The organism is Lentilactobacillus sp., assembly GCF_040773105.1.
GTDB lineage: Bacteria > Bacillota > Bacilli > Lactobacillales > Lactobacillaceae > Lentilactobacillus > Lentilactobacillus parabuchneri.
The window spans coordinates 1-26,811 of record NZ_JAXGWW010000003.1; the positions used below are offsets into that span (position 1 = coordinate 1).

General features: G+C 45.2%; 24 protein-coding genes and 2 pseudogenes. 19 read left to right on the plus strand and 7 right to left on the minus strand.

Features of this window, described 5'->3' with window-relative positions; all coding sequences use genetic code 11:
* From AB3112_RS00385 to AB3112_RS00395, 3 genes and pseudogenes are all read left to right on the plus strand, one after another.
* A pseudogene (locus tag AB3112_RS00385) lies at window positions 1-234 on the plus strand (cation-transporting P-type ATPase); the annotation flags it as partial.
* A 20-nt stretch (window positions 235-254) separates the two neighbouring features.
* Window positions 255-476, plus strand: a complete 222-nt coding sequence (locus AB3112_RS00390; protein WP_367333806.1) for a heavy-metal-associated domain-containing protein — start codon at window positions 255-257, stop codon at window positions 474-476.
* A gap of 13 nt (window positions 477-489) precedes the next feature.
* Entirely contained in the window at window positions 490-1,041 is a 552-nt protein-coding gene (locus AB3112_RS00395; protein ID WP_057909940.1) for a ferritin-like domain-containing protein, read from the plus strand.
* A 262-nt stretch (window positions 1,042-1,303) separates the two neighbouring features.
* On the opposite strand, the gene AB3112_RS00400 is transcribed toward AB3112_RS00395, so the two are convergent.
* From AB3112_RS00400 to AB3112_RS00410, 3 genes are all read right to left on the minus strand, one after another.
* Window positions 1,304-2,284, minus strand: a complete 981-nt coding sequence (locus AB3112_RS00400; protein ID WP_367333807.1) for a YitT family protein — start codon at window positions 2,282-2,284, stop codon at window positions 1,304-1,306.
* A 146-nt stretch (window positions 2,285-2,430) separates the two neighbouring features.
* On the minus strand, window positions 2,431-3,408 hold the full coding sequence (locus AB3112_RS00405; RefSeq protein ID WP_179136501.1) for an aldo/keto reductase: 978 nt from the start codon (window positions 3,406-3,408) through the stop codon (window positions 2,431-2,433).
* A gap of 24 nt (window positions 3,409-3,432) precedes the next feature.
* Window positions 3,433-4,650, minus strand: coding sequence for an MFS transporter (locus AB3112_RS00410; protein ID WP_084973208.1), 1,218 nt, complete (start codon window positions 4,648-4,650; stop codon window positions 3,433-3,435).
* 240 nt (window positions 4,651-4,890) lie between these two features.
* On the opposite strand from AB3112_RS00410, the gene purE reads away from it, so the two are divergent.
* The 11 genes from purE (at window position 4,891) to purD (ending at window position 16,690) form a co-directional block, all read left to right on the plus strand.
* Window positions 4,891-5,379, plus strand: a complete 489-nt coding sequence (gene purE, locus AB3112_RS00415) for a 5-(carboxyamino)imidazole ribonucleotide mutase (protein ID WP_084973206.1) — start codon at window positions 4,891-4,893, stop codon at window positions 5,377-5,379.
* Window positions 5,360-6,493, plus strand: coding sequence for a 5-(carboxyamino)imidazole ribonucleotide synthase (purK, locus tag AB3112_RS00420; RefSeq protein WP_084973204.1), 1,134 nt, complete (start codon window positions 5,360-5,362; stop codon window positions 6,491-6,493). The genes purE and purK overlap by 20 nt, the downstream gene beginning before the upstream one ends.
* A 1-nt stretch (window position 6,494) precedes the next feature.
* Window positions 6,495-7,226: a phosphoribosylaminoimidazolesuccinocarboxamide synthase gene (purC, locus tag AB3112_RS00425; protein ID WP_084973202.1), complete on the plus strand. Its 732-nt coding sequence runs from the start codon at window positions 6,495-6,497 to the stop codon at window positions 7,224-7,226.
* On the plus strand, window positions 7,226-7,489 hold the full coding sequence (gene purS, locus AB3112_RS00430; protein ID WP_057909947.1) for a phosphoribosylformylglycinamidine synthase subunit PurS: 264 nt from the start codon (window positions 7,226-7,228) through the stop codon (window positions 7,487-7,489). The genes purC and purS overlap by 1 nt, the downstream gene beginning before the upstream one ends.
* Window positions 7,486-8,169, plus strand: a complete 684-nt coding sequence (purQ, locus tag AB3112_RS00435; RefSeq protein WP_084973200.1) for a phosphoribosylformylglycinamidine synthase subunit PurQ — start codon at window positions 7,486-7,488, stop codon at window positions 8,167-8,169. The genes purS and purQ overlap by 4 nt, the downstream gene beginning before the upstream one ends.
* Entirely contained in the window at window positions 8,162-10,396 is a 2,235-nt protein-coding gene (gene purL / locus AB3112_RS00440) for a phosphoribosylformylglycinamidine synthase subunit PurL (protein ID WP_084973198.1), read from the plus strand. Before purQ ends, purL begins: the two co-directional genes overlap by 8 nt.
* A complete protein-coding gene (gene purF, locus AB3112_RS00445) occupies window positions 10,381-11,823 on the plus strand; it encodes an amidophosphoribosyltransferase (RefSeq protein ID WP_084973196.1) in 1,443 nt (480 codons plus the stop codon). Before purL ends, purF begins: the two co-directional genes overlap by 16 nt.
* 10 nt (window positions 11,824-11,833) lie before the next feature.
* Window positions 11,834-12,850, plus strand: coding sequence for a phosphoribosylformylglycinamidine cyclo-ligase (gene purM, locus AB3112_RS00450; protein WP_084973194.1), 1,017 nt, complete (start codon window positions 11,834-11,836; stop codon window positions 12,848-12,850).
* On the plus strand, window positions 12,847-13,434 hold the full coding sequence (purN, locus tag AB3112_RS00455) for a phosphoribosylglycinamide formyltransferase (protein ID WP_057909951.1): 588 nt from the start codon (window positions 12,847-12,849) through the stop codon (window positions 13,432-13,434). Before purM ends, purN begins: the two co-directional genes overlap by 4 nt.
* On the plus strand, window positions 13,434-14,963 hold the full coding sequence (gene purH / locus AB3112_RS00460; protein ID WP_084973190.1) for a bifunctional phosphoribosylaminoimidazolecarboxamide formyltransferase/IMP cyclohydrolase: 1,530 nt from the start codon (window positions 13,434-13,436) through the stop codon (window positions 14,961-14,963). Before purN ends, purH begins: the two co-directional genes overlap by 1 nt.
* Window positions 14,964-15,457: 494 nt before the next feature.
* A complete protein-coding gene (gene purD, locus AB3112_RS00465; protein WP_367333808.1) occupies window positions 15,458-16,690 on the plus strand; it encodes a phosphoribosylamine--glycine ligase in 1,233 nt (410 codons plus the stop codon).
* A gap of 180 nt (window positions 16,691-16,870) precedes the next feature.
* On the opposite strand, the gene yaaA is transcribed toward purD, so the two are convergent.
* The 4 genes and pseudogenes from yaaA to AB3112_RS00485 all read right to left on the minus strand — a co-directional run bounded on the left by yaaA (window position 16,871) and on the right by AB3112_RS00485 (window position 20,706).
* Window positions 16,871-17,626: a peroxide stress protein YaaA gene (gene yaaA / locus AB3112_RS00470; protein ID WP_084973188.1), complete on the minus strand. Its 756-nt coding sequence runs from the start codon at window positions 17,624-17,626 to the stop codon at window positions 16,871-16,873.
* Between the two features lie 2 nt (window positions 17,627-17,628).
* Window positions 17,629-18,507, minus strand: coding sequence for a proline iminopeptidase (gene pepI, locus AB3112_RS00475; RefSeq protein WP_084973185.1), 879 nt, complete (start codon window positions 18,505-18,507; stop codon window positions 17,629-17,631).
* Window positions 18,508-18,660: 153 nt separating this feature from the next.
* Window positions 18,661-19,295: pseudogene (locus AB3112_RS00480) on the minus strand (HAD family hydrolase).
* Between the two features lie 172 nt (window positions 19,296-19,467).
* Entirely contained in the window at window positions 19,468-20,706 is a 1,239-nt protein-coding gene (locus tag AB3112_RS00485) for an MFS transporter (RefSeq protein WP_367333809.1), read from the minus strand.
* Window positions 20,707-21,005: 299 nt separating this feature from the next.
* Here AB3112_RS00485 and pyrF point away from each other — a divergent pair, with 299 nt between their 5' ends.
* The 5 genes from pyrF to AB3112_RS00510 form a co-directional block, all read left to right on the plus strand.
* Window positions 21,006-21,725 carry an orotidine-5'-phosphate decarboxylase gene (gene pyrF / locus AB3112_RS00490; RefSeq protein ID WP_057911221.1) on the plus strand — a complete coding sequence of 240 codons (720 nt, stop codon included), beginning with the start codon at window positions 21,006-21,008 and terminating at the stop codon, window positions 21,723-21,725.
* Window positions 21,715-22,362, plus strand: a complete 648-nt coding sequence (gene pyrE, locus AB3112_RS00495; protein ID WP_057910164.1) for an orotate phosphoribosyltransferase — start codon at window positions 21,715-21,717, stop codon at window positions 22,360-22,362. Before pyrF ends, pyrE begins: the two co-directional genes overlap by 11 nt.
* Window positions 22,352-23,296: a dihydroorotate oxidase gene (locus tag AB3112_RS00500; protein ID WP_057910165.1), complete on the plus strand. Its 945-nt coding sequence runs from the start codon at window positions 22,352-22,354 to the stop codon at window positions 23,294-23,296. Before pyrE ends, AB3112_RS00500 begins: the two co-directional genes overlap by 11 nt.
* A 105-nt stretch (window positions 23,297-23,401) precedes the next feature.
* Window positions 23,402-25,930 (plus strand): excinuclease ABC subunit UvrA, encoded by a 2,529-nt coding sequence (locus AB3112_RS00505; protein ID WP_084998067.1) that lies wholly within the window; start codon window positions 23,402-23,404, stop codon window positions 25,928-25,930.
* 161 nt (window positions 25,931-26,091) lie between these two features.
* Window positions 26,092-26,811 (plus strand): hypothetical protein (locus AB3112_RS00510; protein ID WP_367333810.1); only part of this gene is annotated, 720 nt, incomplete at its 3' end.

The following is a 26,811-nucleotide window of genomic DNA, read 5'->3' on the forward strand; positions in this document are numbered from 1 at the left end:
ACCGTGATGAATACCAAAGAGAACATTTTCATCGCGATTGCCACGGTGGCCGCACTGCTAATTGGCCTGATTCTTGGCTTCATATACATGGCCAGTGGGATGTTCGTCCATGAAGCAAGTATCCTGGTTGTCATCTTTAACGCAATGAGATTAATTAATTATCGACCGAAAGTTGCAAAACTTGATCCAGATCAATTATCCGTTCGCGAATATGATTTATCATTAAAACAGTAAAGAAGATGGAGGTCATTAATATGAGTAAAGCAATTTTACAGCTCGACGCACTGTCATGCCCGTCATGCATGCAAAAAATCAAGGGTGCCCTTGAGAAGCAAGATGGGGTGGAAAACGTCAAAGTGATGTTTAATGCCGCTAAAGTCAAAACCGAATTTGACGGTGATAAGATTTCCACTGACAAATTATCAGACACCGTTTCCAATTTAGGCTACGAAGTTCAGTCAATGAAAGTCAAATAACGAGGTGAAAGATATGACAACAGCAACTCCAGAAAAATTATTCGAAGCAGAAGTAAAGCAAGCAGATATTGATCATCACACACCAACTGCCGGCGCAATGACCGGACATATCGTTTCCAACTTGGAAGTTTTAGCCAATAAGCTTCAAATGGCAAAGTGGTATGTCAAAGGGATGTCCGCTGAAACGTTGAAGAATGTGTTTGGCGACTTGCTTGACCAAGCATACAGCCAAAAAGATGCCTTAGGGACAGTTCTGATCGATGAAGGCCTCATTACCCCAAGTACCCAAAAAGAATTCACTGAGTACGCCATGCTTGAGGAAAACGGCCAAAATAAATATGAAACAGCTGAATGGCTTGTCGATGATCTGGTTCACGATTACGATACGGAAAACATGTTTGTAACTCGCGCAATCAAATTGGCACAAAAAGAGGATCGCCCGGTTTTAGCCGACTATCTGGTCAACTTGCTTGGAGACAACAACCACAACGTTGCCAAGTTGCAAGCACTACTTGGAAAGTCACCAAGAGAAGGCTTGGATGAAGACGAGGATGATGAGGACTAGGATTTAAGCTTGAGGGTCACGTAATTTAAACCACTAAAAAAGTTCCGGGGAGAGCCCCGGAACTTTTTTGTACGCAAGAAGGGGCTGTGACAAAACTAACGTTTTGCCAACAGCCCCTTGCTTTTTCAATTTTATATAGCCAGAACGTGTGCCAAAAGGCCGCTTCCTAGGCATAACTACGAATAACTTTCCGAGCTTTCAGCTCAAAAAGTCATTCTAGGTTATGCTACGGAAGCAAACCCGCCTTTTGGCACACTCCCATTTATTCTGCTCGATTACCCGGCAAATTTCCCTTAACGACCTTGCCACGTTTCTTGGCCTCTTGGACCAGAATTTTATATTGGCGCTGGGCGTTTTCGTAGATTTGACCGGCTTCTTTTAATTGCTGCTGTGATTCGTTTAATTGTTCAACGAGTTGTGAGTCTGTGTAGGCTGACTTATGGCGTTGAATCTGTTCGGTCATCTGGTAAGCTTTAACGACTGTTCGATACCCTCCGCGGCCAAAGCTGGCAATTTGTGTGCCGGCATTTTTCAAAGATGGTTGGGCACTGAAATTATTAATCCGAAGCAGGAGCTTTTCGCTGACGTGACTATTCCAGTAAGTGATTAACGGACCCGTGAAGAAGGCGACGATAATGGTAGCAATTCCAACTGGACCGCCGATAAAAAAACCGGCGATCATGAACAAAATGTCTTGGCCAATTCTGGCTACCCGGTACTTTAAGTGAACTCGAGTTGAAAGAATTGGCGCAATTGCATCGTAGGGGGCGCCCCCCAGACTGGCACCCATATACATGGAAGAGCCCAACGTGAACAACAGTAAGCCGATAATCAAGTCCGCCGAAATCGTCAAAAAGTTAAGCGAATTTGGCAGGATTTGATTATACAAAGTTGTAAACCATTGAATTTCATAACCCACCAAAATCATGTTCATGATGGTGCCGATACCAATCTTCTTCCGATCCAGTAAGAGGACAATCATAAAGATAACCAAGTTGGAAATAAGCTGGGTATTTCCCAGACCAAGGCCAATCTTGGCAGCAATCCCAGTGTTCATCGCCGTAAACGGATCCAGGCCGACACGACCTTCGCGAAGAAAGGTGGTTCCAAGCGACAAAAGTGCGATTCCAACAAATGCCATGAGCGTTTTTAGACTGATTGCGGCACCGCGATTAACGGACGGCTGCTGCGGCTCTATCTCAGCCTCTGATTGCGTGTTTTTATCCATAACAGTATTAATCAATCATCCTTTCGTGTAAGCAAACGTTTGTGTTATTGTAACATCAACCTTTTTTAGAATCAAAAATAGTGTCGGCTGTATTACTCGACTGCCGTTCAACGCAAAAAGCTGAGATGCCTAACGCACCTCAGCTTTTTGTGTTGAATAAACTACCAAAGATATTCAACTGGATTTTTAATGTATTGATCGTAAACGTCACGGACAATCTGCATCTGGGCATCCGTAAACGCCGGCAGTTCAGCAGCAGTTGTATTGCGGTCAATTTGGTTAGGGTTACTTGCCCCGGGAATGACAGCAGAAACGGCGTCAAACATCAAAATAAAGCGCAGCGCCATAGCGGCGAGGTTGTCCGTTCCCAACCGGTCTTTCAACTCGTTTGTAGCTTTGACTCCAGTCAGATAATCAACGCCGGAGAATGTTTCGCCTTTGTCAAATTGTTCGCCATGGCGGTTGGTGGTCCGGTGATCCTCTGGCGCAAATTTGGTATCAGCCGTATATTTACCCGTTAACAAGCCACTTGCCAACGGGACTCGGGCTAAGATGCCGACGTTATTTTTCTTGGCCAAATCAAAGAACAAATCTGCCGGCCGCAACCGGAACATATTAAAAATAATTTCAACGGCAGAAATATCGTAGCTCAAGGCCTTGATTCCTTCTTCGACCCGTTCAACGCTGACACCGTAGTTTTGAATTTTGCCCTGCTTTTTAAGCTTATCCATTTCAAAGAAGGTTTCCGGCATATAGTAATTCATCATTGGTGGACAGTGCAAAAGGACCATGTCCAAGGAGTCGACACCCATGTTTTTCAAGGATTCATCTACGTAACGGACAAGATGCTCAGGGTTGAAGTGCTCAAGGGATAGCGGGGATTCCTTACGGCCAATCTTGGTTGTAAAGTGAACGTCGGGATGAGACCGAACAAACTCGCCAACCGCTTGCTCACTTTTACCGTCTTGGTAACCATCAGCGGTGTCAAAGAAATTAACGCCGTGATTGTATGCTTCTTCCAGAGTGTCTCGGGCATCTTTGGAGTCAAACGGGGTGCCCCACTTGCCACCAAGCTGCCAAGTGCCCAGTGAAACTTCACTAATTTTGTATCCGGTTTTACCTAAGGTTCTAAATTTCATCATATAGCCTCCATGTAAATCTTGTTATGAGTTAATTTTACCATTTTCAGAAGCTAAGTTTGCGGGAAATAAATGACTGGTTAAGACCACCACAAGGGAAACAAAATAACCAATTGCTGCCCAGGTGAACATGGTCCGGTAACCGCCTGAATTATTGAGAAAGGCGCCGGCAAAAGCCCCGATCACAACGCCAAATGACTGGACGAATTGTAGGAGCGCAAACGCTGAGCCTAATTGGCTGTGAGGAATCGTTTTGGACACTTCGATTTCGATCGTTGGATTATGACCGGCATCAGATAGTCCAAGCAGACTGCGACTCAGTATCAAAGCCAAAACGGTTATGGAAAGGGCGGCGACGACATAGCTCATGGCACCCAGCAGTAACGCAAAAGCCAATAATCCAATAGACGACCAACGATTAATGAAGAAATCAACTGAATGAGAAATTGCAAATGAAAAGACGCCAGTAATTGCGATGGTGACACCGATCAAAAGCAGACCGGCATGACCGTTGATTTGACGAACAATCAAAGCCAAGTAGGGCGTGATCGAATTATTGGTGATTTGAATTAAAAGGATCCCCAACAACACCAGAACCAGCCGCGCGGTAAAATGACGCGGCATTTTTTGATGGCTTCGTGGCGTAACACGCGTATTTGGCAACTTGAACTGTAAGAATCCGCAACACAACAATAGAAGTCCGCCACTAATGATTAAGGTGAGCCGAAACGACAGCAGTGGAATTAAGATTCCTCCGATGACTGGCGCTAAGACGGTGGCCAAACTGGTGGCAACGCCTAACTTGCCAAGCGTCTGGCCCACTTTGGCAGCCGGAACTAGACTGATGAGAATACTGCTGGCAATCGAAATAAAGCCAACGAACAGGCCTTGAATGATTTTTAAAATGACCAACTGGAGTGGATTTTGAACCATACTCATTAACAGCAGAATAATAGCCGAGCCAAAACCAGCACGAAGCAGCCAGGGCTTGGCGCCATATTTAATCGCAAGTCGGTTCCAAACCGGTGCAATCAACATGCCAACCAGATAGGGCGCAGCAATACACAGGCTGGTGAACCAACTGGTTGCCGCGGTCCCTGTATGGAGCGTTTCTTTGATGAAAAGTGGTAAGAATGGGTTGATCTCGCCCCAGGACACTAGAAAGATAAATGACGTAAAAACAAACAAGCTGGTAATACTAAACGATGGTTCTCGATATCGATCCTTAAAGAAGCCAAACATATCAATTCCCCCTATGTATTGTCATTAAGTTATGTTTTCCATGTTAACGCAAAAGTAGTTTGGATAAAACAATCGACAACTGTTCTCAGTCGAATCAGCAAACAAAATCCGTAAATTAGCGGATAAATTTAGGGTAAAAGGGCCATATATCGTTTTAAACACGAACGATTAGGTTGACTTACAACATCATGTCAAGTATCCTTTAGACACTAAATAAATTTGAAAAGGTGAGTGGTTTAAATGGCAAACGTTGTCGGCGTAGCAATGGGCTCGATATCTGACTGGCCAACGATGAAGCTGGCTTGTGAGCAACTGGAAAGTCTTCAAATCCCCTATGAGAAGCACATTATCTCGGCACATAGAATGCCCGATGAGCTTCAAGAATTTGGCAAAACAGCACGGGACAAAGGATTGAAAGTTATCATTGCTGGTGCCGGTGGGGCTGCTCACCTGCCAGGAATGATTGCCGCCAACACGACACTCCCCGTAATTGGGGTGCCAATGAAAACACGAACATTAAACGGAGTTGACTCATTGCTCTCAATCGTCCAAATGCCGTTTGGTGCGCCAGTGGCGACCGTCAGCATTGGTGAAGCTGGTGCAAAGAATGCCGCATTGCTGGCAGCTCAGGTCTTGGCAACAACTGATCCGCAGGTTGAACAAAGGCTTGCTGATCTAAAAGAAAAGCAGAGAGTGGAGGCCAAAAACAGTGAGCAACAGTTCGATTAAAACAATTTTGCCGCCCGCAACCATTGGAATCGTTGGTGGCGGACAACTCGGCCAGATGATGGCGTTAATTGCCAAATCGATGGGGTATCACGTTGGAATTCTGGATCCAACGCCTGAAGCACCTGCAGGGCAGGTTGCCGACTTTCAAATTGTTGCGGAATACGACGATGTTGATTCATTAATGAAATTAGCAGAAAAAAGTGACGTGTTGACTTACGAATTTGAAAATGTCGACGAGGATTCATTACTGAAAGCTAACAAAGTCGCTGAGCTCCCGCAAGGTGTCGATTTACTTCACATCACCGGCCAACGCCTGAATGAGAAGAACTTTCTTAAAGATTGTGGCATCCCCGTTACCAAGTTTGCGGCGGTTTCTGATGAAGCATCACTCAAACGGGCAGTTGAAGAAGTTGGCTATCCTGCGATTTTAAAGACCGTTTCCGGTGGTTACGATGGGCATGGTCAAATGGATATCAATTCCGCAGCCGACGTTGCCAATGCCTCTGAGCTTTACTCAAAAGCGACCTGCATTTTAGAAGCCCGCCAAGATTTCATTGCTGAAGCATCGGTGATGGTCACTCGGGACCTCAACGGAAAAGTGATTACATTTCCGCTTGTCGAAAATCGGCATAAGAATCATATCCTTCATACGACGATTGCACCGGGGAGGTTTTCCAAGACCGTTCATGCCAAAGCCAAGCAATATGCTGAAATCATTGCCAACCGTCTCGACTTATATGGCGTTCTTGGAATTGAACTATTCGTGATTAATGACCAAGATGTCATGGTTAACGAATTGGCGCCTCGCCCACATAACTCCGGTCACTACACGATCGAAGCCTGCAACATTTCTCAATTTGAAGCCCACATCAGAAGTATTTGCGGCTTGCCGATTCCTGAAATTATTCAAGAGAAGCCCGCAGTGATGCGAAACCTATTGGGAACCGACTTAACCCTTGCCAGAAATTTACTCAAAGAACATCCTGAGTGGCATTTTCATGATTATGGAAAGGCTGAAATTCGACCACAACGCAAAATGGGCCACGTTACCGTTGTTGGTGACGACATTGACCAGTTACTGAAATCAACAGACATGCTAAAGGGAGAAAATTAAAATGACTGAAATTGTTAAAAAAGACTTGTTGTATAAAGGTAAAGCTAAAGAAATGTACACCACCAACGAACCGAACACCATGTGGGTTCATTACATGGACCAAGTGACCGCTTTTAACGGCAAGAAAAAAGTTCAAATGGAAGGCAAGGGCCAAACCAACTGTGAAATTTCGGCCTTGATTTTCCAAGACCTTGCCAAGCACGGCATTAAGAACCATTTTATCAAGCAGATTGACTCAAATAACCAACTCGTTAAACGGGTTCAAATCATTCCTTTGGAAACAGTTGTCCGAAACTTTGCGTCCGGTAGTTTCGAAAAGAAATTTGCTGCCAAACATTTGATGAAGTTCGATAAGCCGGTTCAAGAATTTTTCTACAAGAGTGACGAACTGGATGACCCATTCATTAATGATTTTCAAGCTGAAGCCTTGGGCGTTGCAACCGAAGACCAAATGAAACAAATGCGTGCCATTGCCCTTAAAGTGAACGACCGCTTAAAAGAAATCTTCTCAGAAATGAATATTGATCTGGTCGACTTCAAAGTTGAATTTGGGATTGACTCAGATAACCAGCTGATCTTGGCCGACGAAATTTCACCTGACAGCTGCCGCTTGATCGACCGCGAGACGAAGAAGTCACTTGATAAAGATGTCTTCAGAAAAGGTCTTGGGGCATTGGTTCCTGTATATAAAGAAATTCTTGGACGTTTGGAAAAAGTGGAGGATGTTAAATAATGGCTCTCGTAAAAGTGTACGTAAACTATAAAAAATCCATTTTGAATCCTGAAGCAGAAGCTGTTCATAAAGCTTTGAAACGTTTAGGTTACGACAATATTGATGATGTTAAGCTCGGTAAGTATTTCGAATTAACCGTTGCTGATGGAAAGTCCAAAGATGAGTTGGATCATGAAATCAACGAAATTTGCGACAAACTGTTGGCCAATTACAATATGGAAAATTATCACTATGAAATTGTTGAAACGGAGGCTGCCCAATGAAATTTGCCGTCCTTGCATTTCCAGGATCGAATTGCGAAATGGATCTCTATAACGCAATTAAAGACATCATTAAAGAAGATGTCGAACTGGTCTCATATAAAAACGAGTCACTCGATGGTTTTGACGCCGTACTTATTCCCGGTGGTTTCTCTTATGGCGACTACTTGAGAAGTGGGGCAATTGCCCGTTTCTCACCAATTATTCCTGCACTTCAGGAATTCGCCAACAGTGGCAAACCAGTTCTTGGAATTTGCAACGGATTTCAGATTCTCACTGAAGCCGGGTTGTTACCCGGAAGCCTTCAGAAAAATGTTTCTGCAAAGTTTATTTGTAAGACTGAACCGCTTGTTGTTAATAACGACCAATCAATGTTTAGTTCGGAATACAAGGCGGGTCAATTGATTAGCCTGCCAATTGCTCATGGTGACGGGAATTATTACTGTGACCAAGAGACTTTACGAGACCTGGTTGCCAATGATCAAATCGTTTTCAAGTATGCAACCAATCCCAATGGCAGTGTTAATAACATCGCCGGCATTATTAACAAACGTGGAAATGTCCTTGGAATGATGCCCCATCCTGAACGCGCCGTGGAAGCCATTCTTGGCTCCGATGACGGCAAGGGTGTCTTCCAGTCAATCGTCAATCACATTAAGAGTCGAGGGGTAATCTATGAATAGTGTAATGGACCAAACAACCGAAGCGACGCCGGAACAAATTCGTGATCAAAAGTTATATCAATCAATGGGTCTAACTGACCATGAGTACGGATTAATCAAGGATGACGTTTTACACCGTTTACCAAACTACACAGAAGTCGGTTTGTTCTCAGGGATGTGGAGTGAACATTGCTCGTACAAAAACTCCAAGCCAGTTCTCAAAAAATTCTTTACCAAGGGCAAACATGTCGTTAAAGGCCCTGGCGAAGGTGCCGGCATTATTGATATTGGTGATAACCAGGGCGTTGTTTTTAAAGCAGAAAGTCATAATCACCCCTCAGCTGTTGAACCGTTTCAAGGCGCAACAACGGGTGTCGGTGGTATCTTACGGGACATCTTTTCAATGGGGGCCCGTCCGATTGCCAGTATGGATAGTTTGAGATTTGCCGAACCCAAGACGGATGCTGATAAGTATTTTATCCAACAAATCGTTGCCGGAATTAGCGCTTATGGGAACTGTATTGGCATTCCAACCGTTGGTGGCGACACCGCATTTGACGATGCCTACGCCCATAATCCACTCATTAACGTCATGTCAGTCGGCTTGATGGACCTTGATAAAATCGAGGTCGGGGCTGCTGCCGGCGTTGGCAACAGTATCATTTACGTGGGCCATAAAACGGGGCGTGACGGCATCAACGGCGCCTCATTTGCGTCCTTCCAGTTTGATTCGGAACATGAAAGTCAACGGTCAGCTGTCCAAGTTGGCGATCCGTTTGAAGAAAAATTGGTGATGGAAGCCTGTCTTGAAGTCATTAACAACCATTCGGATGCCTTGGTGGGAATCCAAGATATGGGGGCCGCCGGGCTCGTTTCATCATCTGCAGAAATGGGTTCAAAGGCCGGCGGAAATGGGATGACACTAGATCTTGACTTGGTTCCACAACGTGAAGAAGGCATGTCAGCTTTTGAACTGATGCTCTCCGAATCTCAAGAACGGATGTTATTGTGTGTCAAGGCCGGTCATGAAGATGAAGTCCTAAAAGTATTTGCTGACCAGGGTGTCAATGCGGTTGTCATTGGTCACGTTACGGAAGGCCACCAATATAAATTGTTGCATCACGGCAAGACGGTTGCTGACGTGCCGGTCGATTCACTGGCATCTCAAGCACCCGTTTACCATCGGGAATCAGCCGTTCCTGAACATTTGAAGAACGTTGATTCAGCGCAATTTGAGCCACAAATTTCCAACCCAACTGAAACATTGAAAGAGATGCTGGGCCAATTAACAATTGCGTCTAAAGAAAGCATTTATGAAACATACGATACCCAGGTTCAAACGAATACGGTTGTGGCACCGGGATCTGACGCAGCTGTCGTTCGGGTCCGCCACCACGACAAAGCATTAGCGATCACCACTGATGTTAACGGTCGCTACCTGTACCTCAACCCACGGGTCGGCGGTGCGATGGCAGTGGCTGAAGCTGCCCGCAATATCGTTGCTTCCGGAGCGGTTCCACTTGGAATTACGGACTGCCTAAACTTTGGCAATCCTGAAAAGCCGGACCAATTCTATGAGTTGGATCAAGCGGTCATGGGGATGAGCGAAGCCTGCGAGAAATTTGAAGCACCGGTCATTTCCGGAAACGTTTCGTTGAACAATGAATATGACAATATTCCAATTTACCCAACACCAATGGTCGGAATGGTTGGCTTGATCAAAGGGTTAAACCATATTACCACCCAAGACTTTAAGCATGCTGGTGATTTGGTTTATGTTGTCGGCAAGACCGAACCTGGTTTTAATGGTTCTCAAATTCAAAAAATGCAGACCGGAAAGATTGCCGGCAAACTGTTTGACTTTGATTTGGATTACGAACTTAAGATTCAAAAACTCGTTACTCAAGCGATTCAAGCGAACTTGTTACAATCAGCCCACGATATTTCCGAAGGTGGTCTGATCACAGCGATCGCCGAAAGTACCTTTGGTCATCAATTGGGAGTCGACTTGGCAAGCGATTTAAGCGTTGCCGACTTCTTCTCTGAAAGCCAATCACGTTTCATCGTCTCAGTACCACAAGAAAAGCAGGCTGAATTCGAACAATTGGTTGGAAAAGAAGCGCAACAGCTTGGAAAGGTAGTCGATGACAATCACCTATTTGTCCAAGCCAACGATGGTTACTTTGACCTCGATGTTGATAAAGCGCTCGGGATTTGGAAAGGGGCATTGCCATGCCGTCTGAAGTAAAAAGTTTAAATGAAGAATGTGGCATCTTTGGTGTTTGGGGAACTCCCGATGCCGCCAAGCTGACTTACATTGGTTTGTTTGCCCTTCAACATCGCGGTCAGGAAGGCGCCGGAATTACGGTTAATAACAGTGGCCATCTGACAACCAAGCGGGGCTTTGGCCTGTTAACCGACGTTTTTGATTCGCCCAATGCAGTTGATGAAATGACTGGCGACGCTGCAATCGGCCACGTTCGTTATTCAACGGCCGGCAGTAATTTGCTGGAAAACATTCAACCACTGCCATTTAATTTTAGTGATACCCAGTTTGCTTTAGCACATAACGGGAACTTAACGAACGCCATTTCAATCCGAAAAAATCTCGAAGATCGTGGCGCCATTTATCATTCAAGTTCCGATACCGAAAATTTAATGCACTTGATTCGCTTGAGTCAGGCCGACAATTTGGATGACCAGATGAAAGAAGCCCTGAACATTATCAAGGGCGGCTTTGCTTACTTGGTCATGACGAAGGATCGGCTTTACGCAGCGCTTGATCCTAATGGCTTTCGACCATTGGTTGTCGGCCAGCTGCCAAATGGCGCATACGTCGTCTGCAGCGAGACTTGTGCCTTGGATGCCGTTGGCGCCAAATTCAAATGTGATGTTCAACCAGGTCAATTAATTAAAATCGATGACTCTGGGATCACGATTGACCAATACACCAATGACACTCAGTTGGCGATTTGCTCGATGGAATTTATCTACTTTGCCCGCCCTGATTCCGATATCTATGGGGTCAACGTTCACTCCGCCAGAAAGCGGATGGGGGCTCGGTTGGCTCAAGAACAACCTGTCGAAAATGCTGATATGGTCATTGGGGTGCCGAACTCATCATTGTCCGCAGCGATGGGATACGCCGAAGCGTCGGGACTGCCTTATGAAATGGGGCTGGTCAAGAACCAATATTCTGCCAGGACTTTCATTGAACCGACTCAGGAGCTTCGTGAGCAGGGTGTTAATATGAAGCTTTCCGCTGTAAAAGGCGTTGTTCGCGGAAAAAATCTTGTTTTGGTCGATGATTCAATCGTCCGTGGGACAACCAGTCGACGGATCGTTAAGCTTCTTAAAGATGCTGGCGCCGCTTCCGTTCATTTGCGGATTGCTTCACCGCCACTGCGTTACCCATGTTTTTACGGAATCGATATCCAACACGTTCGTGAGTTGATTGCAGCCAATCAGACAATCGAAGAAATGAGAGAAACTTTTGGTGCCGATTCCCTTGGTTTCTTGAGTGTTCAAGGCGTGGTCGATTCAGTTAACCTGAAGACCGATGCGCCTAACAAAGGACTTTGTGTTGCATACTTTGACGGTCAATATCCAACACCACTTTATGATTACCAAGAAGAGTACGATCGCGATCAAGCCCAACTACAACAAATGAGATGAGGTCATTATAATGGACGCCTACAAAAAGGCCGGTGTTGACATCAACGCTGGTTACAAGTTAGTCGATGATATTAAGAATTTATCTAAAAATAGTGCCCTTGGATCATTTGGCGGGTTATTTCCTTTAGAGCTGGGTACCTATCACAATCCAGTTTTGGTATCCGGAACGGATGGGGTTGGCACGAAGCTGCTGATCGCAATTAAGGCCAATCTTCACAAAACAATTGGCATTGATTTGGTCGCGATGTGCGTCAATGATGTTTTGGCCCAGGGTGCCAAGCCGCTGTTCTTCCTTGATTACCTTGGGGTTGGTCATTTGGACAATGACAAAGCCAAAGACATTATCAGCGGAGTTGTTGATGGTGTCTCCCAAGCGCAGGCCAAATTGGTTGGTGGCGAAACCGCTGAAATGCCCGATATGTATACGGATGGTCACTACGATTTGGCTGGATTTGCAGTGGGGATTGCCGATAAGGCGAAACTGCTGAGCGCGGAGAATTTGCGTGAAGGGGATGTGTTGTTGGGACTTGCTTCTAACGGCCTTCATTCAAACGGGTTCAGCTTAGTGCGGGACATTTTATTCAAGCAACATGATTATTCACTTGATGAAACATTGCCAGGATGTGAGCTTGACTTGAAGCATGAGCTCTTGCGACCAACCAAGATCTATGTCAAGTCCGTGCTACCGCTGATCGATAAGGGGAAAATTACTGCTATTGCCCACATCACGGGTGGCGGCCTTCCCGAAAACGTTGCCCGCATCTTGCCTGAGAATCTTTCTGCCGAGTTCAATTATGGCAGTTGGAAAGTGCCGGCAATTATGGAAAATCTTCAGCGCATTGGTCAGCTGTCATTTGACGATCTCAAGCATACTTTCAACCTTGGCTTGGGAATGGTCGTTGCCGTTCACCCAGACGTGGCTGAAGACGTTAAAGCAGAACTGGAGAAATCCGGTGAGACCGTTTATCGAGTTGGTAAGCTTGTTTCTGGGCATCAAGAAGTTATTATTCGAAAGGATCAACAATGAAACCTGACGTAAAAAACATTGCGATATTTGCTTCCGGCGAAGGAACCAATTTTACGGCGTTAACGGATTTCTTTAAGAAAGAAAGCCTACCGCTCAAAGTTAAATTACTGGTCTGTGACCACGCTCATGTTCACGTCCTTGACCGGGCACATCAAGAATCGGTTCCAACGTTTGTGATTAATTTTAAAGACTATCCGGATAAGGCCGCTGCTGAGACAGTCATCGCCCAAAAGTTAGCCGATAATCAAATTGATTTCATTATTCTTGCCGGCTACATGCGGATTATTGGCCCAACGCTGTTAGCCAAGTACGAGGGTAAGATCATCAACATCCATCCGGCATTGCTGCCGAAGTTTCCTGGTCGTCATGGAATTGAGGATGCTTATGAAGCCGGTGTCGATACCACTGGTGTGACGGTTCACTGGGTCGATTCCGGAATTGATTCCGGGAAGATCATCGCCCAACAGGAGGTTCCGGTGCACAAGGATGATCAGTTGAGCGATCTTGAGCAGCGAATTCACGCAACCGAACATGTTTTGTATCCCAATGTTGTTAAACAATTATTAGAAAGAGGAGAAATCTAATGTCAAGAAGAGCCCTTTTAAGTGTTTCTGATAAAAGTAACCTGGTTGATTTTGCCAAACAGTTAATCGATTTGGACTTTGAAATCGTTTCAACTGGTGGTACCAAAAAAGCGTTGGAAGATGGCGGCGTGAAGGTGACCGGCGTTGAAGAAGTAACCGGATTTCCAGAAATGCTGGATGGCCGGGTAAAAACACTTCATCCAAAGATTCATGCTGGTATTCTTGCCAAACGCGACAATCCTGACCACATGAAACAATTAAAAGATGCCGGTATCACCCCAATTGATTTGGTTGCGGTTAACCTATACCCATTTAAAGAAACCATTGAGAAGCCTGATACCACGCAAGCACAAGCCATCGAACAAATCGATATTGGCGGCCCTTCAATGCTGCGGGCAGCTGCCAAGAACTTTGCGGGTGTGCTGACGGTCGTCGACCCGGCTGATTACCAGCCGGTCGTTGATGCGCTCAAAAACCATAAAGATGACGCCGATTTCAGAAAACATTTGGCTGCGAAGGTATTCCGTCACACTGCTGCCTATGATGCACTGATTTCTAATTACTTAACTGAAGAAGAGTTCCCAGAAAAATTAACACTGACCTATGAAAAGCAACAGGCACTCCGTTATGGTGAAAACAGTCATCAAAAAGCCGCGTTTTACCGTAAGGCACTACCATCCAAATTATCAATTATTCCCAACCAACTTCACGGTAAGGAATTATCATACAACAACATCAAGGATGCGAACGCGGCACTGAACATGGTCGCTGAATTTGATCAACCAACGGTCATTGCGATGAAGCACATGAACCCATGTGGCGTTGGTGTGGCTGACACCATTGAAAAAGCCTGGGATGAAGCATATGAATCAGACCCAATGTCAATTTTTGGCGGCATTATTGCTGTGAACCGCGAAATTGATGCTGCAACTGCTGAAAAGATGCACAAGATCTTTTTGGAAATTATCATTGCACCTTCATATACGGACGAAGCATTTGAAATCCTTGCCAAAAAGAAGAATATCCGTTTGCTGAAAGCTGATTTGAGCCATCGTGACCAACCTGACCGCTTTGAAGAGATTACCGTCAGTGGTGGGATGTTAATTCAAGAAAGCGACCATGAAATTGACCAAATTCCTGATTTCAAGGTGGTTACCAAGGTTCAACCAACTGAACAACAGTTAAAGGCGCTCCAATTTGGCCAACACGTGGTTAAACACGTTAAGAGTAACGCAGTGGTTGTAACGACTGATTCGAAGACGTTAGGTGTTGGAATGGGCCAACCAAACCGGATCGACTCAGCGAAAATTGCGATCCAAAAGGCAATGCCAAAGGACGGTTACGAAAATGCGATTATGGCATCGGACGCCTTCTTCCCAATGGATGACTGTGTTGAATATGCTGCAAAGCATGATATCAAGGCAATTATCCAACCTGGTGGCAGCATCAAGGATAAGGACTCGATTGCGATGGCAGACAAATTTGGTATCGCAATGGTCATGACAGGGGTTAGACATTTCAGGCATTAAAAGAACAGAGTGTGACGAGCCTCGGGTGACACGGTTTCTAAGCCACAAGGAATTAAAATCCTGGGTTTGGATTTAAATTCCTTGTGGCTTAGAAGTTAGTGTCAGAGGAGTCGGAACACATTTCAATCAGAGTGTGACGCGACCCGGATTGGCCCCGGAGCATAAGGTAAAGGTAGCGATAATGAACGGTTTGTGTTCATTATTGATAGCTTTGCCTTATGCAGTAGGGGACAGGGGAGTCGGAACACATTTCAACCAGAGTGTGAGACAGGGCGGTTAATAACCGAAGCATAAGCTGGTTTCTTTGGAAATCGAGTTTGATTTTCAAAGAAAGTGGCTTATGTGCAGGTTATTGCCCTGGCGAACACATTTTAGTCAGAGTGAAGACTGGGGTCCGAACACCTAGCCAAACCAAAATCTACAAACCGCACCACAAGGCTGCTTGTCAGCCTTTATACATAACCAAAAACAACCAATCAAAAGGAGATCTCATCATGGCAAACGTCCTAGTTATCGGTTCCGGTGCCCGAGAGCACGCAATTGCAGCAACAATGTTGAAAAGTCCACAAGTTACAACAGTTTATTGTGCCCCTGGCAACCCTGGGATGAAAAAGGATCAGATACAGATTGTTGATATCGATGAAATGGATTTTCCAAAATTAGTTGAATTTGCCAAGGAACATCTGATTGATCTAACGTTTGTCGGACCGGAAGTTCCGCTCTCAAAAGGAATTGTCGATGCATTTATCGCAGCTCGTCTGCGTGTGTTTGGACCTGATGAGTCCGCAGCCCGCTTGGAAAGTGATAAGAATTTTGCCAAAGGCTTCATGCAGCGAAATAATATTCCGACAGCCAAGTTCAAAACGTTTACGGATTTTGCGGCAGCCAAACACTACGCCGATGAACTATCATTACCACTAGTTGTCAAAGAAAACGGGCTGGCTGCCGGTAAAGGGGTCACAATTGTTAAGGATGCCGATGACTTGGAGCCAACCATCAAGACGGCACTCGACAAATCCGGTGAGATCTTGATTGAAGAATTTCTTGAAGGCGAAGAGTTTTCGTTGATGCTATTTGTCGGCGGTGACAAGAAGGTTGTTTTCCCGATTTCCCAAGATCACAAGAAAATTGATGAGGGTGAAACCGGCCCAAATACTGGTGGTATGGGAGCATATTCCCCTGTTCCCCATATTACTCAGGAAGTCTTGGACACAACGATTCATGAAATCGTGGATCCAACGATGGTCGGGCTTGCCAAAGAAGACCTGGAGTTTGCAGGAATTATTTACGTTGGCTGCATGCTGACAAAGCAGGGGCCAAAAGTTATCGAATACAATTTGCGACTGGGTGATCCTGAGACGCAGGTATTACTGCCACAACTTGAGAGTGATTTTTACCAGATGACGTCTGATTTGATTGACCGCAAATTGCCAGACATCAAATGGCAACAGGGTGATTTTTATCTGGGCGTGGTGATTGCTGCCCCAGGGTATCCAACCTCACCGAAACAACATATTGCTTTACCGGCAGATTTACCAGGAAACATTTTTTATGCCGGTGTCACTGAAGAAGACGGTAAGCTATATAGTTCCGGTGGGCGAATCTTCACCTTGTATAATCACGCCTCAACTTTGGAATGTGCCCAGGCAAAGGTTTATGCCGAGTTAAGTAGATTGGACCTGCACGAGTTTTACTATCGAAAAGATATTGGCTTTAGAGATCTATAAACGATGAATGACAAAAGGGGCTGAGAAATGTGTTTCTCAGTCCCTTTTGGCGCAAATAAGACTCAGCCGAATCGCCCGAAATAGGTCGTATAAAAAATGATCCAATCATCCAATCCCAGGATGTTTGGACCATTTTCTTATATTCTGGAACCTAACCGATTCTTGTTACACACTATCAGTTTATTTATCCACTGCTGATTGACGCAGAAAAACTAAATTGGTATCGGTGGAACTGGCCTCGTCAAACTGATAGTTGGGTGAATCGAATTGAGTGAGCTCAGCTACTTCGGTGACGTGGTGCTCCGCCATGAAGCGGACCATTTCCCCACGCGCCATCTTGGCGAAAGTCGCTCGGGTTTTGATTTGGCCATCCACCAAGTGACCAAACGTGATGTCAATGAACTGATCGTCAGGTTTCAGAAATTTCGTGATCGTTTTCGAATATTCTTGAGAAGCCAAGTTGATAATTGGCCCATCGTCGGCAAGTGCCCGATAAATGCGATCGCCCCAGTACTGATACATGTTGTTAGCAGTGCCGATTGCCAAACGTGAGTCCATGTCAAAACGGTAGGGCACAACACCATCGAATGGCTGTAAAATTCCGTAAAGCCCCGAAAGAATTCTTAAATGACCTTGCAGATAATCTAACCCATCCTTACTTAACAGATCCGGTGCCATATATTGATACTGGATGCCCGAAAAGCTCAAAATTGCGGGTGTTAGGCGCTGATGTAAGTCAATCTGTTGCAGTTGGTCATAACTGGCTTGAGTCAACTTTTCGCTGGCGTGCCATAGCTGTTTGAGCTGATCATAACTTAATTGGCGTAACGCCGCCAAAATTTCTGTGGCTTGATCCAGATACATGGGGAGTCCCAAGACATCAAAATCATCAAGATTGACGACCATTTTCTTAGCTGGAGAAATAATAACTTTCATCGCTAATCATTCTCGTTCAGCCAGTTATCCAAAACGCTGATAAATTCGTCGTGCTGATCTAATAGGGCTAAATGACGACTGTTAGCGAACAGGTGCCATTTTGCGTTAGGAATGTGATCGTATACTGATTTGGCAATCAACGGCGTGCAGAGGTCATCAGTGCCGTTTGTGACCAGGACTGGGACGTGGATGTTCTTTAAGTCATCGGTAACATCAAAATCACTAATTGTGCCGTTTTCAGTAAACTCATTGGGGCCTTCGGCGATCAGACTGGCTTTTTTACCGTTGGTTGGCCGTCTTAGGGGTTCAGGTGAGTTTTCATCAGGGTCGTCCCAGCAGTAACGCTCCATGTAACGGTCGTTGGCAGCCAAATATTTAGGGCCGCTAAAATCACCGGTCCGCTCGGCTTCAGCGATTGCCTGGCGGTCTTCATAGCTCAAATACTTAATGAGTCGGTGTTGCTCTTTAATCCACAATTTAATTGAAGCGGGAGAGCCATCGATCATGACACTCTTAACGCCTTCTTGGCTGTAGTGCGTCAAGTAAAGCATTTCCAACATTCCGCCCCACGATTGGCCCAACATATGTACGTGATCCAAATGAAGATATTGACGTAAGGCGATTAATTCCTCCGCCCAGGTCTCTTTGACATAGACTGATTCGTCGTCTGGAATTGATGATTTACCACAGCCGACTTGGTCATACATAATTAATTGGCGGCCGGTCTCGGCGTAATCATCCAGTAGTTCAAAATAATTATGAGAAGAACCCGGTCCACCGTGAATTAAAAGCAGTGGTGCCTTGCCAGGTGTCTTTTCGCCGACAATCCGGTAGTAGGTCTGGTATCCGTGAAATGGCATGTAACCTTCTTGAATTTTCATAAAAATCAATTCCTTTCATCAATCAAATTTGTTTCGTTGGTCCTGATTATACGCTGAAAGTTTCTATTTGGCGCACGAATCTGCTAGGTAACAGTCAGGCTAAAAAGAGGTTGAAGCAAAACTTCTAGCTTTGCCCAACCCCTTGTTTTGAAATTAATCGTTGATAAGTGTCTCTCGTAATTGTTCGACCGAAGTATAAATCTCGCCAGGATTGATTTTCTCCAACTCTTCAGGCTTAGCATTAATCGACCAAGCGGCGGAATAACACTTGATACCTGCCTGCTTACAGGCAACGACGTCAGTTGAAGCGTCTCCGATATAAGCCATGTCTTCTGGTGTTAACTTGAATTGTTTAATGACTTCACCAAATTGTTTGGCTTTGATTGAACCGTCTGGAGAACCGGACATAACCGGCGAGAAGGCATCTTTGAGACCAAGAGAATCTAGGCTGACGTTTAGACTCTGCTCGCCTTTCCAGTAATCATCGGTGTGATCACGTCTCGTTCATGTAACTCCTTAATTAACTTTTCGATCCCATCAAATGGGTGTCGCAATTGTAAATGCGCTCTGCGGTAGTTCTCGTGAAAGCTTGCCAAAACTTCATCAGAATAATTTGGAATCAATTCCTTTAACATGCCAACTTCATTTGCGCCAAAGGTGGCCAAAATGACCTGATTGCTAATCCATTTATCGGTGTAGTCGTGTACTGTGCGCCTAAACGAATCAAAAATCACCGGGAAAGTCTCCGCGACCGTTCCGTCCATATCAAACGCAATAATTTTTTCCATTACTATTTTGACCTACCTTTCGAATTGCCTGACGAGTTTTCGCTTAAATAATAATTGTTAAAATCCTCCAGAATATGTATATACAACCATTATCGACTATTATAGGGAAATATTCAAATTAACTAAAAAAATCGCCAACAATTTGTTGGCGATTTTTACTGATTTGCAATATTTATGCACGTTCTAACGTCATTTTCTTTAATCCCGGCAATGTGATCATGGTCATGAAACTGATGATGTAGAGAATTGAGAGAAATCCCATGACAACAGTCAGTGAGTAGTTATCCATCAGGATGCCGATAACCACTGATGAGAAGCCTCCAATTGCCCGGCCAATGTTGACGATAATGTTATTTGCGGTCGACCGAATTTCTGTAGGGTACAGTCGGCTGATCACCGCACCGTAGCCACCAAACATGCCGTTTGAGAAGAAGCCGACGATGGCACCAATGATGAGCAGTGAAATTGTGTTGTGTGCCAATGTGATGGTAAAGACCATTGCGGCAGAAGCAATAAGGAAGATGCCAAATGCCCGGCGTGGTCCGAAGAAATCAAGAATTGACCCGAAAGTAATCATTCCCAGACTCATGCCAATGATGGTTGAAATCATCCACAGTGATGAACCCGAAACGTTTAGGCCCAATTGTTTTTGAACAATGATTGGCAACCAGTTCATTAAGCCAAAGTAACCTGCAATTTGAACGGTCGTCATAATCATTAATGCAAAGCTTTGATAAGCTAATTTTGGTGAACTGAACATGTATTTAAAGACGGCCTTGCTGGTGGATTCTTTTTCCTGCTTTTTTGCTTGTACAAATTCAGCAGTTTCGCTTAAATGTCGTCTGACAAAGTAGGTCAGAACAACCGGCACAATTCCAACGAGGAATAGGGCGTGCCATCCTAAATGAGGAATGACGATTGCGGCGGTGATGGCGGCTAAGATCGCACCAATCTGCCCGCCGATTGCGGCAACGGAAGTCATTTTACCAATTTGGTTCTTGTGGAAGGATTCGGCAATCATTGCGATACCGACGCCATATTCACCACCCGCACCAATTCCGGCAAGAAACCGCAAGATGTAGATTAACGTAATGTTATTGGCAAAGGCCATCATGGCAGTGGCGAACGCGAAGATGAAAATTGTGTAGGTAAATGTTTTAACCCGGCCAAAACGATCACCAATTAAGCCAAACATAATGCCGCCGAACAGCATTCCCAGGTTGGTGATTGACCCAATCAAACCGGCAGCGCCGCCACTCAAGTGAAGTTGGCCAATCATTGAACTCATCGCAAAAGATAAAAATAGCACATCCATATTTTCCAACGCGAATCCTGAACTGGTCGAGGCAATGACCCATTTCTGATTCTTCGTAAAAGCATGGCTGTGCGTAAGTGCATTTGTATTTTCCATTTTCGTTCCTCCAAATGAATGCTCGCTGGCATTCTTTATTTTTAAGCTGTTCGTATTATGCCATGGAAATTATGTGAATGCAAGGGCGTTTGATTAAGCAGCTCAACAAATTCCACTTGAACAAGAGCGATCAACGTGATAAAGTTATAAACAAATAAAAGAGCTTTAATTTGGTTCAGAGAGGCCAAAAGCGGACGACAAATAATCTAAGAGTCCGTGATTTTACAGGGATTGGCACAGGGATGTACCGAGTTCTGCAGTCTCGGGCTCTTTTTCTGCAATCAACCAGGAGGGTAATTATGCGAGGACCGTTAATTGTATCACTTGATGTTTGGAATCGAGAAGGCTTGTTCAAGATTATCAACCAGTTTCCGACTGATGAAGGCATGACCGTCAAGATCGGCATGGAGCTGTTTTATGGTGAGGGCCCCGAAATTGTTAAGGAACTATTGAACAAAGGCTTTAAAATATTCTTGGACCTAAAACTTCAAGACATCCCCAATACCGTTAAGATGGGAATGATGCAAATCGGTCGGATGGGTGTGACTTACACAACCGTCCACGCACTGGGGGGATCAGAAATGATTGCTGCAGCTAAGGAAGGGTTGGAACTAGGAAGCGAAGAAGCTGGTGTGCCAACGCCGAAATTACTTGCGGTAACCGAGTTAACCTCCATTACCGAAGATGCCCTAAAGCATGAGCAAAACTGCAAGTTGGATATGGTCGACCAAGTTGTTTCACTGGCCAAGTTAGCTAAGAAATCCGGTGCCGATGGTGTTATCACGTCACCTCTTGAAGTGAGCTCGTTAAAAGAACAGGTTGGCGACGACTTCTTGTACGTGACCCCAGGAATTCGGCCAGCCAACTTTCCCAAGGATGACCAGTCAAGAACCGCGACTCCTAAGCAGGCTGCTGAATATGGCAGTTCGGCTTTGGTCGTCGGCCGACCAATTATTCGCGCCGAAAATCCGGTTGCCGCATATCATAAAATGTTAGAGGAGTGGAATTATGCAAACTAATCAAATCATTCAATCACTGATTGATCACCAAATTGTCAGCATCAACCTTGAAAAGCCATTTAGATATGCCAGCGGTATTTTAAGCCCAATCTATACCGACTTTAGATTGACAATCTCGATTCCATCATTGAGAGACATGATTGCTGACGGCTTAGCTGAAAATATTAAGAACAACTACCCTGACGCAACCGTCATCGGAGGCGTTGCGACGGCGGGGATTCCCCACGCTGCTTGGGTAGCCGAACGATTGAATCTACCATTAATATACGTCCGGGCCAAACCAAAGGATCATGGTGCCGGAAAGCAGATTGAAGGCCGAATTACCAAGGACGACAAGGTTGTCTTGATTGATGATTTAATTTCGACCGGCGGAAGTGTGTTGGGAGCCGTCAAAGCGGTTCGAAACGAAGGCGTAAACGTTATCGGCGTCGCTTCAGTCTTCACGTACGGCTTGCCCGATGCAGACAAAAACTTCGCTGATGCCGATACAAAGTTGGTCCCATTACTCAGCTATGCCGATTTAATTGCGCAGGGCCACAAAGAAAATAAATTCTCAGATGAAGAATATTCACGTTTATCAACCTGGCACAAAGCCCCTTGGGATTGGACAAAACGGGAGGAAGCAAATGCAAACTAAAATCTCACTCGCCTCACACATTGGTGATTACAAATTTGATAACCTACTATTAAATGCTGCCGGTGTTCGCTGCTCAACCACCGACGAACTGGAGAAGACGCTCGACTCAATGGCTGGTGGCTGTGTGACCAAGAGTGCCACTCCAGAAGAGCGGGCCGGAAACGAAAGCCCACGGATGAAGGCTTTGCCACTTGGAAGCATTAACTCGATGGGCCTGCCGAATCACGGCATCGATTATTATCTGAAATTTGCTGAAGAAAACCAAGGTCAAAATGGCAAGCAGGTTATTCTATCAGTTGCCGGATTATCAATTGACCAAAACATTGAGATGCTCAAAAAAGTTCAGGAAAGTGCGTTTGACGGCTTAACTGAATTGAACCTCTCTTGTCCTAACGTCGCCGGTAAGTCTCAAGTTGGTTATGACTTTGATGCCGTTCGTGATGTGTTGACCGCAACGTTCAAATTCTTCAAAAAGCCACTTGGATTAAAATTACCACCATACTTTGACTTTAACCAATTTAATGGGATTTCAGAAGTGTTGAACGATTTTCCAGTGACTTATATCAATGTGATTAATTCGATTGGTAATGGCTTGGTTGTTGATCCAGAAACCGAATCAGTTGTCATCAAGCCTAAGGGTGGCTTTGGCGGCCTCGGTGGCGATTACGTTAAGCCGACCGCATTGGCCAACGTTCGTGCCCTTCGGCAACGGCTCGATCCGCGAATTTCAATTATTGGAACGGGTGGCATCAAGTCCGGTATGGACGTTTTCGAACACGTTTTGTGTGGTGCCGACTTAGTTCAAATTGGAACTGCCTTTGGATATGAAGGAACGCCAATTTTTGAACGAATTTCTAAAGAACTTGAAGAAATTATGGACAAAAAAGGGTACCAAACGCTTGATGATTTCAGAGGAAAGTTAAAGACAATCTGAGTAAAATAATGAGAGTCGAACCAGTAATGGTTTGGCTTTTTTTGTTCGCAAAAGTTCTTGCTGCGTTAGAATTAAATTAATCATATTTTCAAAAGGAGTCGTTATATGCCAGCAAACAAATTGCCCGATCACATTGAGGTGGTTGGGGGAAAAGTGAATAATTTAAAAAATATCAACGTTAATATCCCGTTGCATCAATTCGTTGCTATTTCGGGGCTTTCCGGCTCAGGAAAATCTTCTTTGGCGATGGGAATTTTGTATTCCGAAGGTGCCCGTCGGTATTTGGATTCATTAGCAACATACACTCGTCGGCGGATTAGCCAAGTCGGCCGTGCCGATGTTGATTCGGTCAAGCATATTCCATCTGCGCTGGCATTAAGACAGCGACCAACCGTGCCTGGTGCCCGGTCAACTGTTGGAACCATGACGGAAATTTTCAACGTTTTGCGGTTGATGTATTCCCGCTTGGGGTCGCCAAAGTGCCCAAATGGACATCAAGTGCCGCCAACAATTAAGATTGCTGAAGCGATGGACGTGATGGGCGAGCAAATGGGCGTCATTACCTGTCCAACTTGCGGCGTGAAATTTCGCGCATTTGGCGCCGAAGACTTTGCGTTTAATTCAGACGGTGCCTGTCCAAAGTGTGAGGGCTTGGGGATTACCAAACAACTGGATCCCAATCAGCTCATTGGAGACCAAACGAAAACGATTCGAGACGGGGCTGTGGCCGCTTGGCGGATTCCTGGGCGCAACTTTATGCCGATCGTGGCCCAAGCTGCGGGGGTTCGAATCGATGTCCCATATAACCAACTGACTGCCAAAGAAAAAGACATGGTTCTCCACGGCAAGCAGGAACATTTTGCGATTGATATCCCCAGCAAAAACGGCCGGGTTTTCCATATGGATAACGCGCTCTACGAAAATGCCTATAACGCGGTGGAAGATAGTATGAGCACCACTAAAAGTGAAGTCGCATTAAAACGGCTCAATCGATTTTACCGATTCTTCACCTGCCCGGTGTGTCACGGTACCCGGATGAATCCGGATCGTTTAACCCAGCTGATTGACGGCATGAACATTGCGGAAGCCAGTCATCTGCCAATTGGCAAATTGCCGGCATTTGTTGAACGGATTAAAAAATGGCTGCCGGAAAATATGCAGCCACTCGCGAAGAATTTAACGACTGAATTGTTGAATCAAACCCAACCGTTACTTGATCTGGGGTTGGACTATTTGACGATGGACCGTGCCGGCGCATCACTTTCAACCGGAGAACTCCAGCGAATCCAGTTGGGACGGACATTGCGTACCCAAACGACCGGTGTGCTGTACGTCTTGGACGAGCCTTCAGTCGGACTGCATCCGGATAACGTTTCGGGTTTGATCAAGATTTTCCACCAACTTGTTGATCAGGGAAATTCATTGGTGGTGGTTGACCACGAAACGTCGATTATTAATGCGGCTGATTACATCATTGAAATCGGTCCCGGTTCCGGTGTGAATGGCGGTCAGGTGATTGATCAGGGGACGCCGGCAGAAATTCGCGCCAGCAAGCAGTCACTGATTGGCCCGTTTCTGACCGGTCAGGCCACATTGATGACACGAAATGTTGTCCAGAAAAATGTCTTTGAGAAAGGTCAGGCGACGTTGACGATCAGTCACCGCTTTAACCTACACGACGTTACGGCTGATTTTCCGATTAACCGTTTGATTGCGATAACCGGCTTTTCCGGCGCGGGTAAAACGACGTTGGTGTTGGATGGATTACTGGATGCTTTTCAAGCCAAAATTCATCGGCGCTCTCTTCCCGACTACATTTCCAACTTTGAACCTGGTCGCCTGAAACACATTGTCAGTGTTGACGCCACTCCGGTGGGGAAAAATGCCAGATCAACGCTGGCCACTTATACCAACATCATGGATAATTTGCGCAAAAAGTTTGCCCAGTTACCGGCTGCCAAGAAGAATCATTACACCCCAAGCTACTTTTCTTACAATAATAAACAGGGTGCTTGTCCAACGTGTGGTGGGACGGGTGAAATTTCTTTGGACATTCAGTACCTGCCTGACATGGTTGAGACTTGCCCAACGTGTCGTGGCAAACGGTTTAACCAAGATATTTTAAAAATTAAGTGGGACGGGATGTCGATTGCCGATGTATTGGATTATGACGTTGGCCATGCGATCGCGTTATTTGAAGATGACGCGTCAATTTCCAAAACGCTTGAGGTTCTTCAACAAATGGGACTTGGCTACCTTCACCTCGGCGAATCGACCCCTAGCCTGTCAGGCGGTGAGGCACAGCGACTAAAACTCACGTCACACATGAAGAGCCGTCAAAATGACACTTTGTTTATCTTTGATGAGCCAACGGTGGGACTGCATCCATTGGATGTCCACGTGCTGTTAAAGGTGTTCTCCCAGCTGATTGACCAAGGAGCGACCGTCTTGATGATCACCCATGATTTGGATTTAATGGCCAACGCCGATTACTTGATCGACATGGGTCCCCGCGGGGGTGATCAAGGGGGGCAAATCGTTGCCAAAGGCCGGCCACAAGATTTAATTGTCAATCCGCAGAGTTTGACGACCCGATATTTGGCGGAACATTTTGAAAAATTCCGACAGAAATAACAAGATGTGATGCTCTGGTTTTATTGGAGAGTTGGGGGTGAAATTTACATTGTTTTGCTCTTAATCGTGATATAATCATTTCCATAAATGGATCATTATTATTTGTTGCAGTTGGATATTTTTTAGTGGCCATTCATGGCACAATGAGGAGAGCGATTAATTTGAGAACATCCAAATTATTAGTTGGCGTTTTGAGCATGTTGACATTAATAGGATGCTTCTTGCTGGCACAACCGGCAAGTGCAAATCAAGTATCACCCTTGATCACCAGCTACCAACCGAAGTTGAAGACAAGTACTTATACAACAACTTACACAGACAGTAACGGAAATACCCAACCAGTCACGATTACACATCCAGGAATTACGATGAGTGTTGATCAGTTGGAAACGATGCAAAAACAGGTCCGAGCTGGGGTCGAGCCCTGGGCAACTGCATTTAATGCATACACCAGGGATTCGTTTGCAAGTAAATCACCTAGAATTTATTTTCAGTGGTGGAATGACATCTTTATCCACATTCTCGGACCGTGGGCAGTGACTGGCTATGCCAACCCCAGCGAATACGTTGGGGACCGTGTGAATAAAGATGGAGCAACAATTTTTAAGCAAACAATGATGTGGTACATCACAGGAGATATTACATATCGAAAGAATGCCATGGATACGATTCGCCGATATGAAAAAATTCAATCGGCGCTGTCTGCATATAATTTTCGATTTGCAACCTTAACTTACTGGTTGGCTGCCTCCGCTGAAATTTTGCGAGCGACCGATTGTCAGGATCCGACACTTGACTGGACCCAAGATGATACTGATAACCTGACACGAGTATTCAATGTTTTATCTGTGACGTATAATGCACACTCCTATTGGATGAAT

Bases quoted from the DNA above. Each gene is read 5' to 3' on its own strand.
- purQ (WP_084973200.1), top strand. From the start codon at position 7,486: ATGAAATTTGCCGTCCTTGCATTTCCAGGATCGAATTGCGAAATGGAT.
- AB3112_RS00410 (WP_084973208.1), bottom strand. From the start codon at position 4,650: ATGTTTGGCTTCTTTAAGGATCGATATCGAGAACCATCGTTTAGTATT.
- pyrF (WP_057911221.1), top strand. From the start codon at position 21,006: ATGCGAGGACCGTTAATTGTATCACTTGATGTTTGGAATCGAGAAGGC.
- yaaA (WP_084973188.1), bottom strand. From the start codon at position 17,626: ATGAAAGTTATTATTTCTCCAGCTAAGAAAATGGTCGTCAATCTTGAT.
- purH (WP_084973190.1), top strand. From the start codon at position 13,434: ATGTCAAGAAGAGCCCTTTTAAGTGTTTCTGATAAAAGTAACCTGGTT.
- purC (WP_084973202.1), top strand. From the start codon at position 6,495: ATGACTGAAATTGTTAAAAAAGACTTGTTGTATAAAGGTAAAGCTAAA.
- AB3112_RS00505 (WP_084998067.1), top strand. From the start codon at position 23,402: ATGCCAGCAAACAAATTGCCCGATCACATTGAGGTGGTTGGGGGAAAA.
- purF (WP_084973196.1), top strand. From the start codon at position 10,381: ATGCCGTCTGAAGTAAAAAGTTTAAATGAAGAATGTGGCATCTTTGGT.
- AB3112_RS00390 (WP_367333806.1), top strand. From the start codon at position 255: ATGAGTAAAGCAATTTTACAGCTCGACGCACTGTCATGCCCGTCATGC.
- purE (WP_084973206.1), top strand. From the start codon at position 4,891: ATGGCAAACGTTGTCGGCGTAGCAATGGGCTCGATATCTGACTGGCCA.
- purL (WP_084973198.1), top strand. From the start codon at position 8,162: ATGAATAGTGTAATGGACCAAACAACCGAAGCGACGCCGGAACAAATT.
- purN (WP_057909951.1), top strand. From the start codon at position 12,847: ATGAAACCTGACGTAAAAAACATTGCGATATTTGCTTCCGGCGAAGGA.
- AB3112_RS00405 (WP_179136501.1), bottom strand. From the start codon at position 3,408: ATGAAATTTAGAACCTTAGGTAAAACCGGATACAAAATTAGTGAAGTT.
- purS (WP_057909947.1), top strand. From the start codon at position 7,226: ATGGCTCTCGTAAAAGTGTACGTAAACTATAAAAAATCCATTTTGAAT.
- pyrE (WP_057910164.1), top strand. From the start codon at position 21,715: ATGCAAACTAATCAAATCATTCAATCACTGATTGATCACCAAATTGTC.
- purD (WP_367333808.1), top strand. From the start codon at position 15,458: ATGGCAAACGTCCTAGTTATCGGTTCCGGTGCCCGAGAGCACGCAATT.
- AB3112_RS00485 (WP_367333809.1), bottom strand. From the start codon at position 20,706: ATGGAAAATACAAATGCACTTACGCACAGCCATGCTTTTACGAAGAAT.
- purM (WP_084973194.1), top strand. From the start codon at position 11,834: ATGGACGCCTACAAAAAGGCCGGTGTTGACATCAACGCTGGTTACAAG.
- AB3112_RS00395 (WP_057909940.1), top strand. From the start codon at position 490: ATGACAACAGCAACTCCAGAAAAATTATTCGAAGCAGAAGTAAAGCAA.
- pepI (WP_084973185.1), bottom strand. From the start codon at position 18,507: ATGAAAATTCAAGAAGGTTACATGCCATTTCACGGATACCAGACCTAC.
- AB3112_RS00500 (WP_057910165.1), top strand. From the start codon at position 22,352: ATGCAAACTAAAATCTCACTCGCCTCACACATTGGTGATTACAAATTT.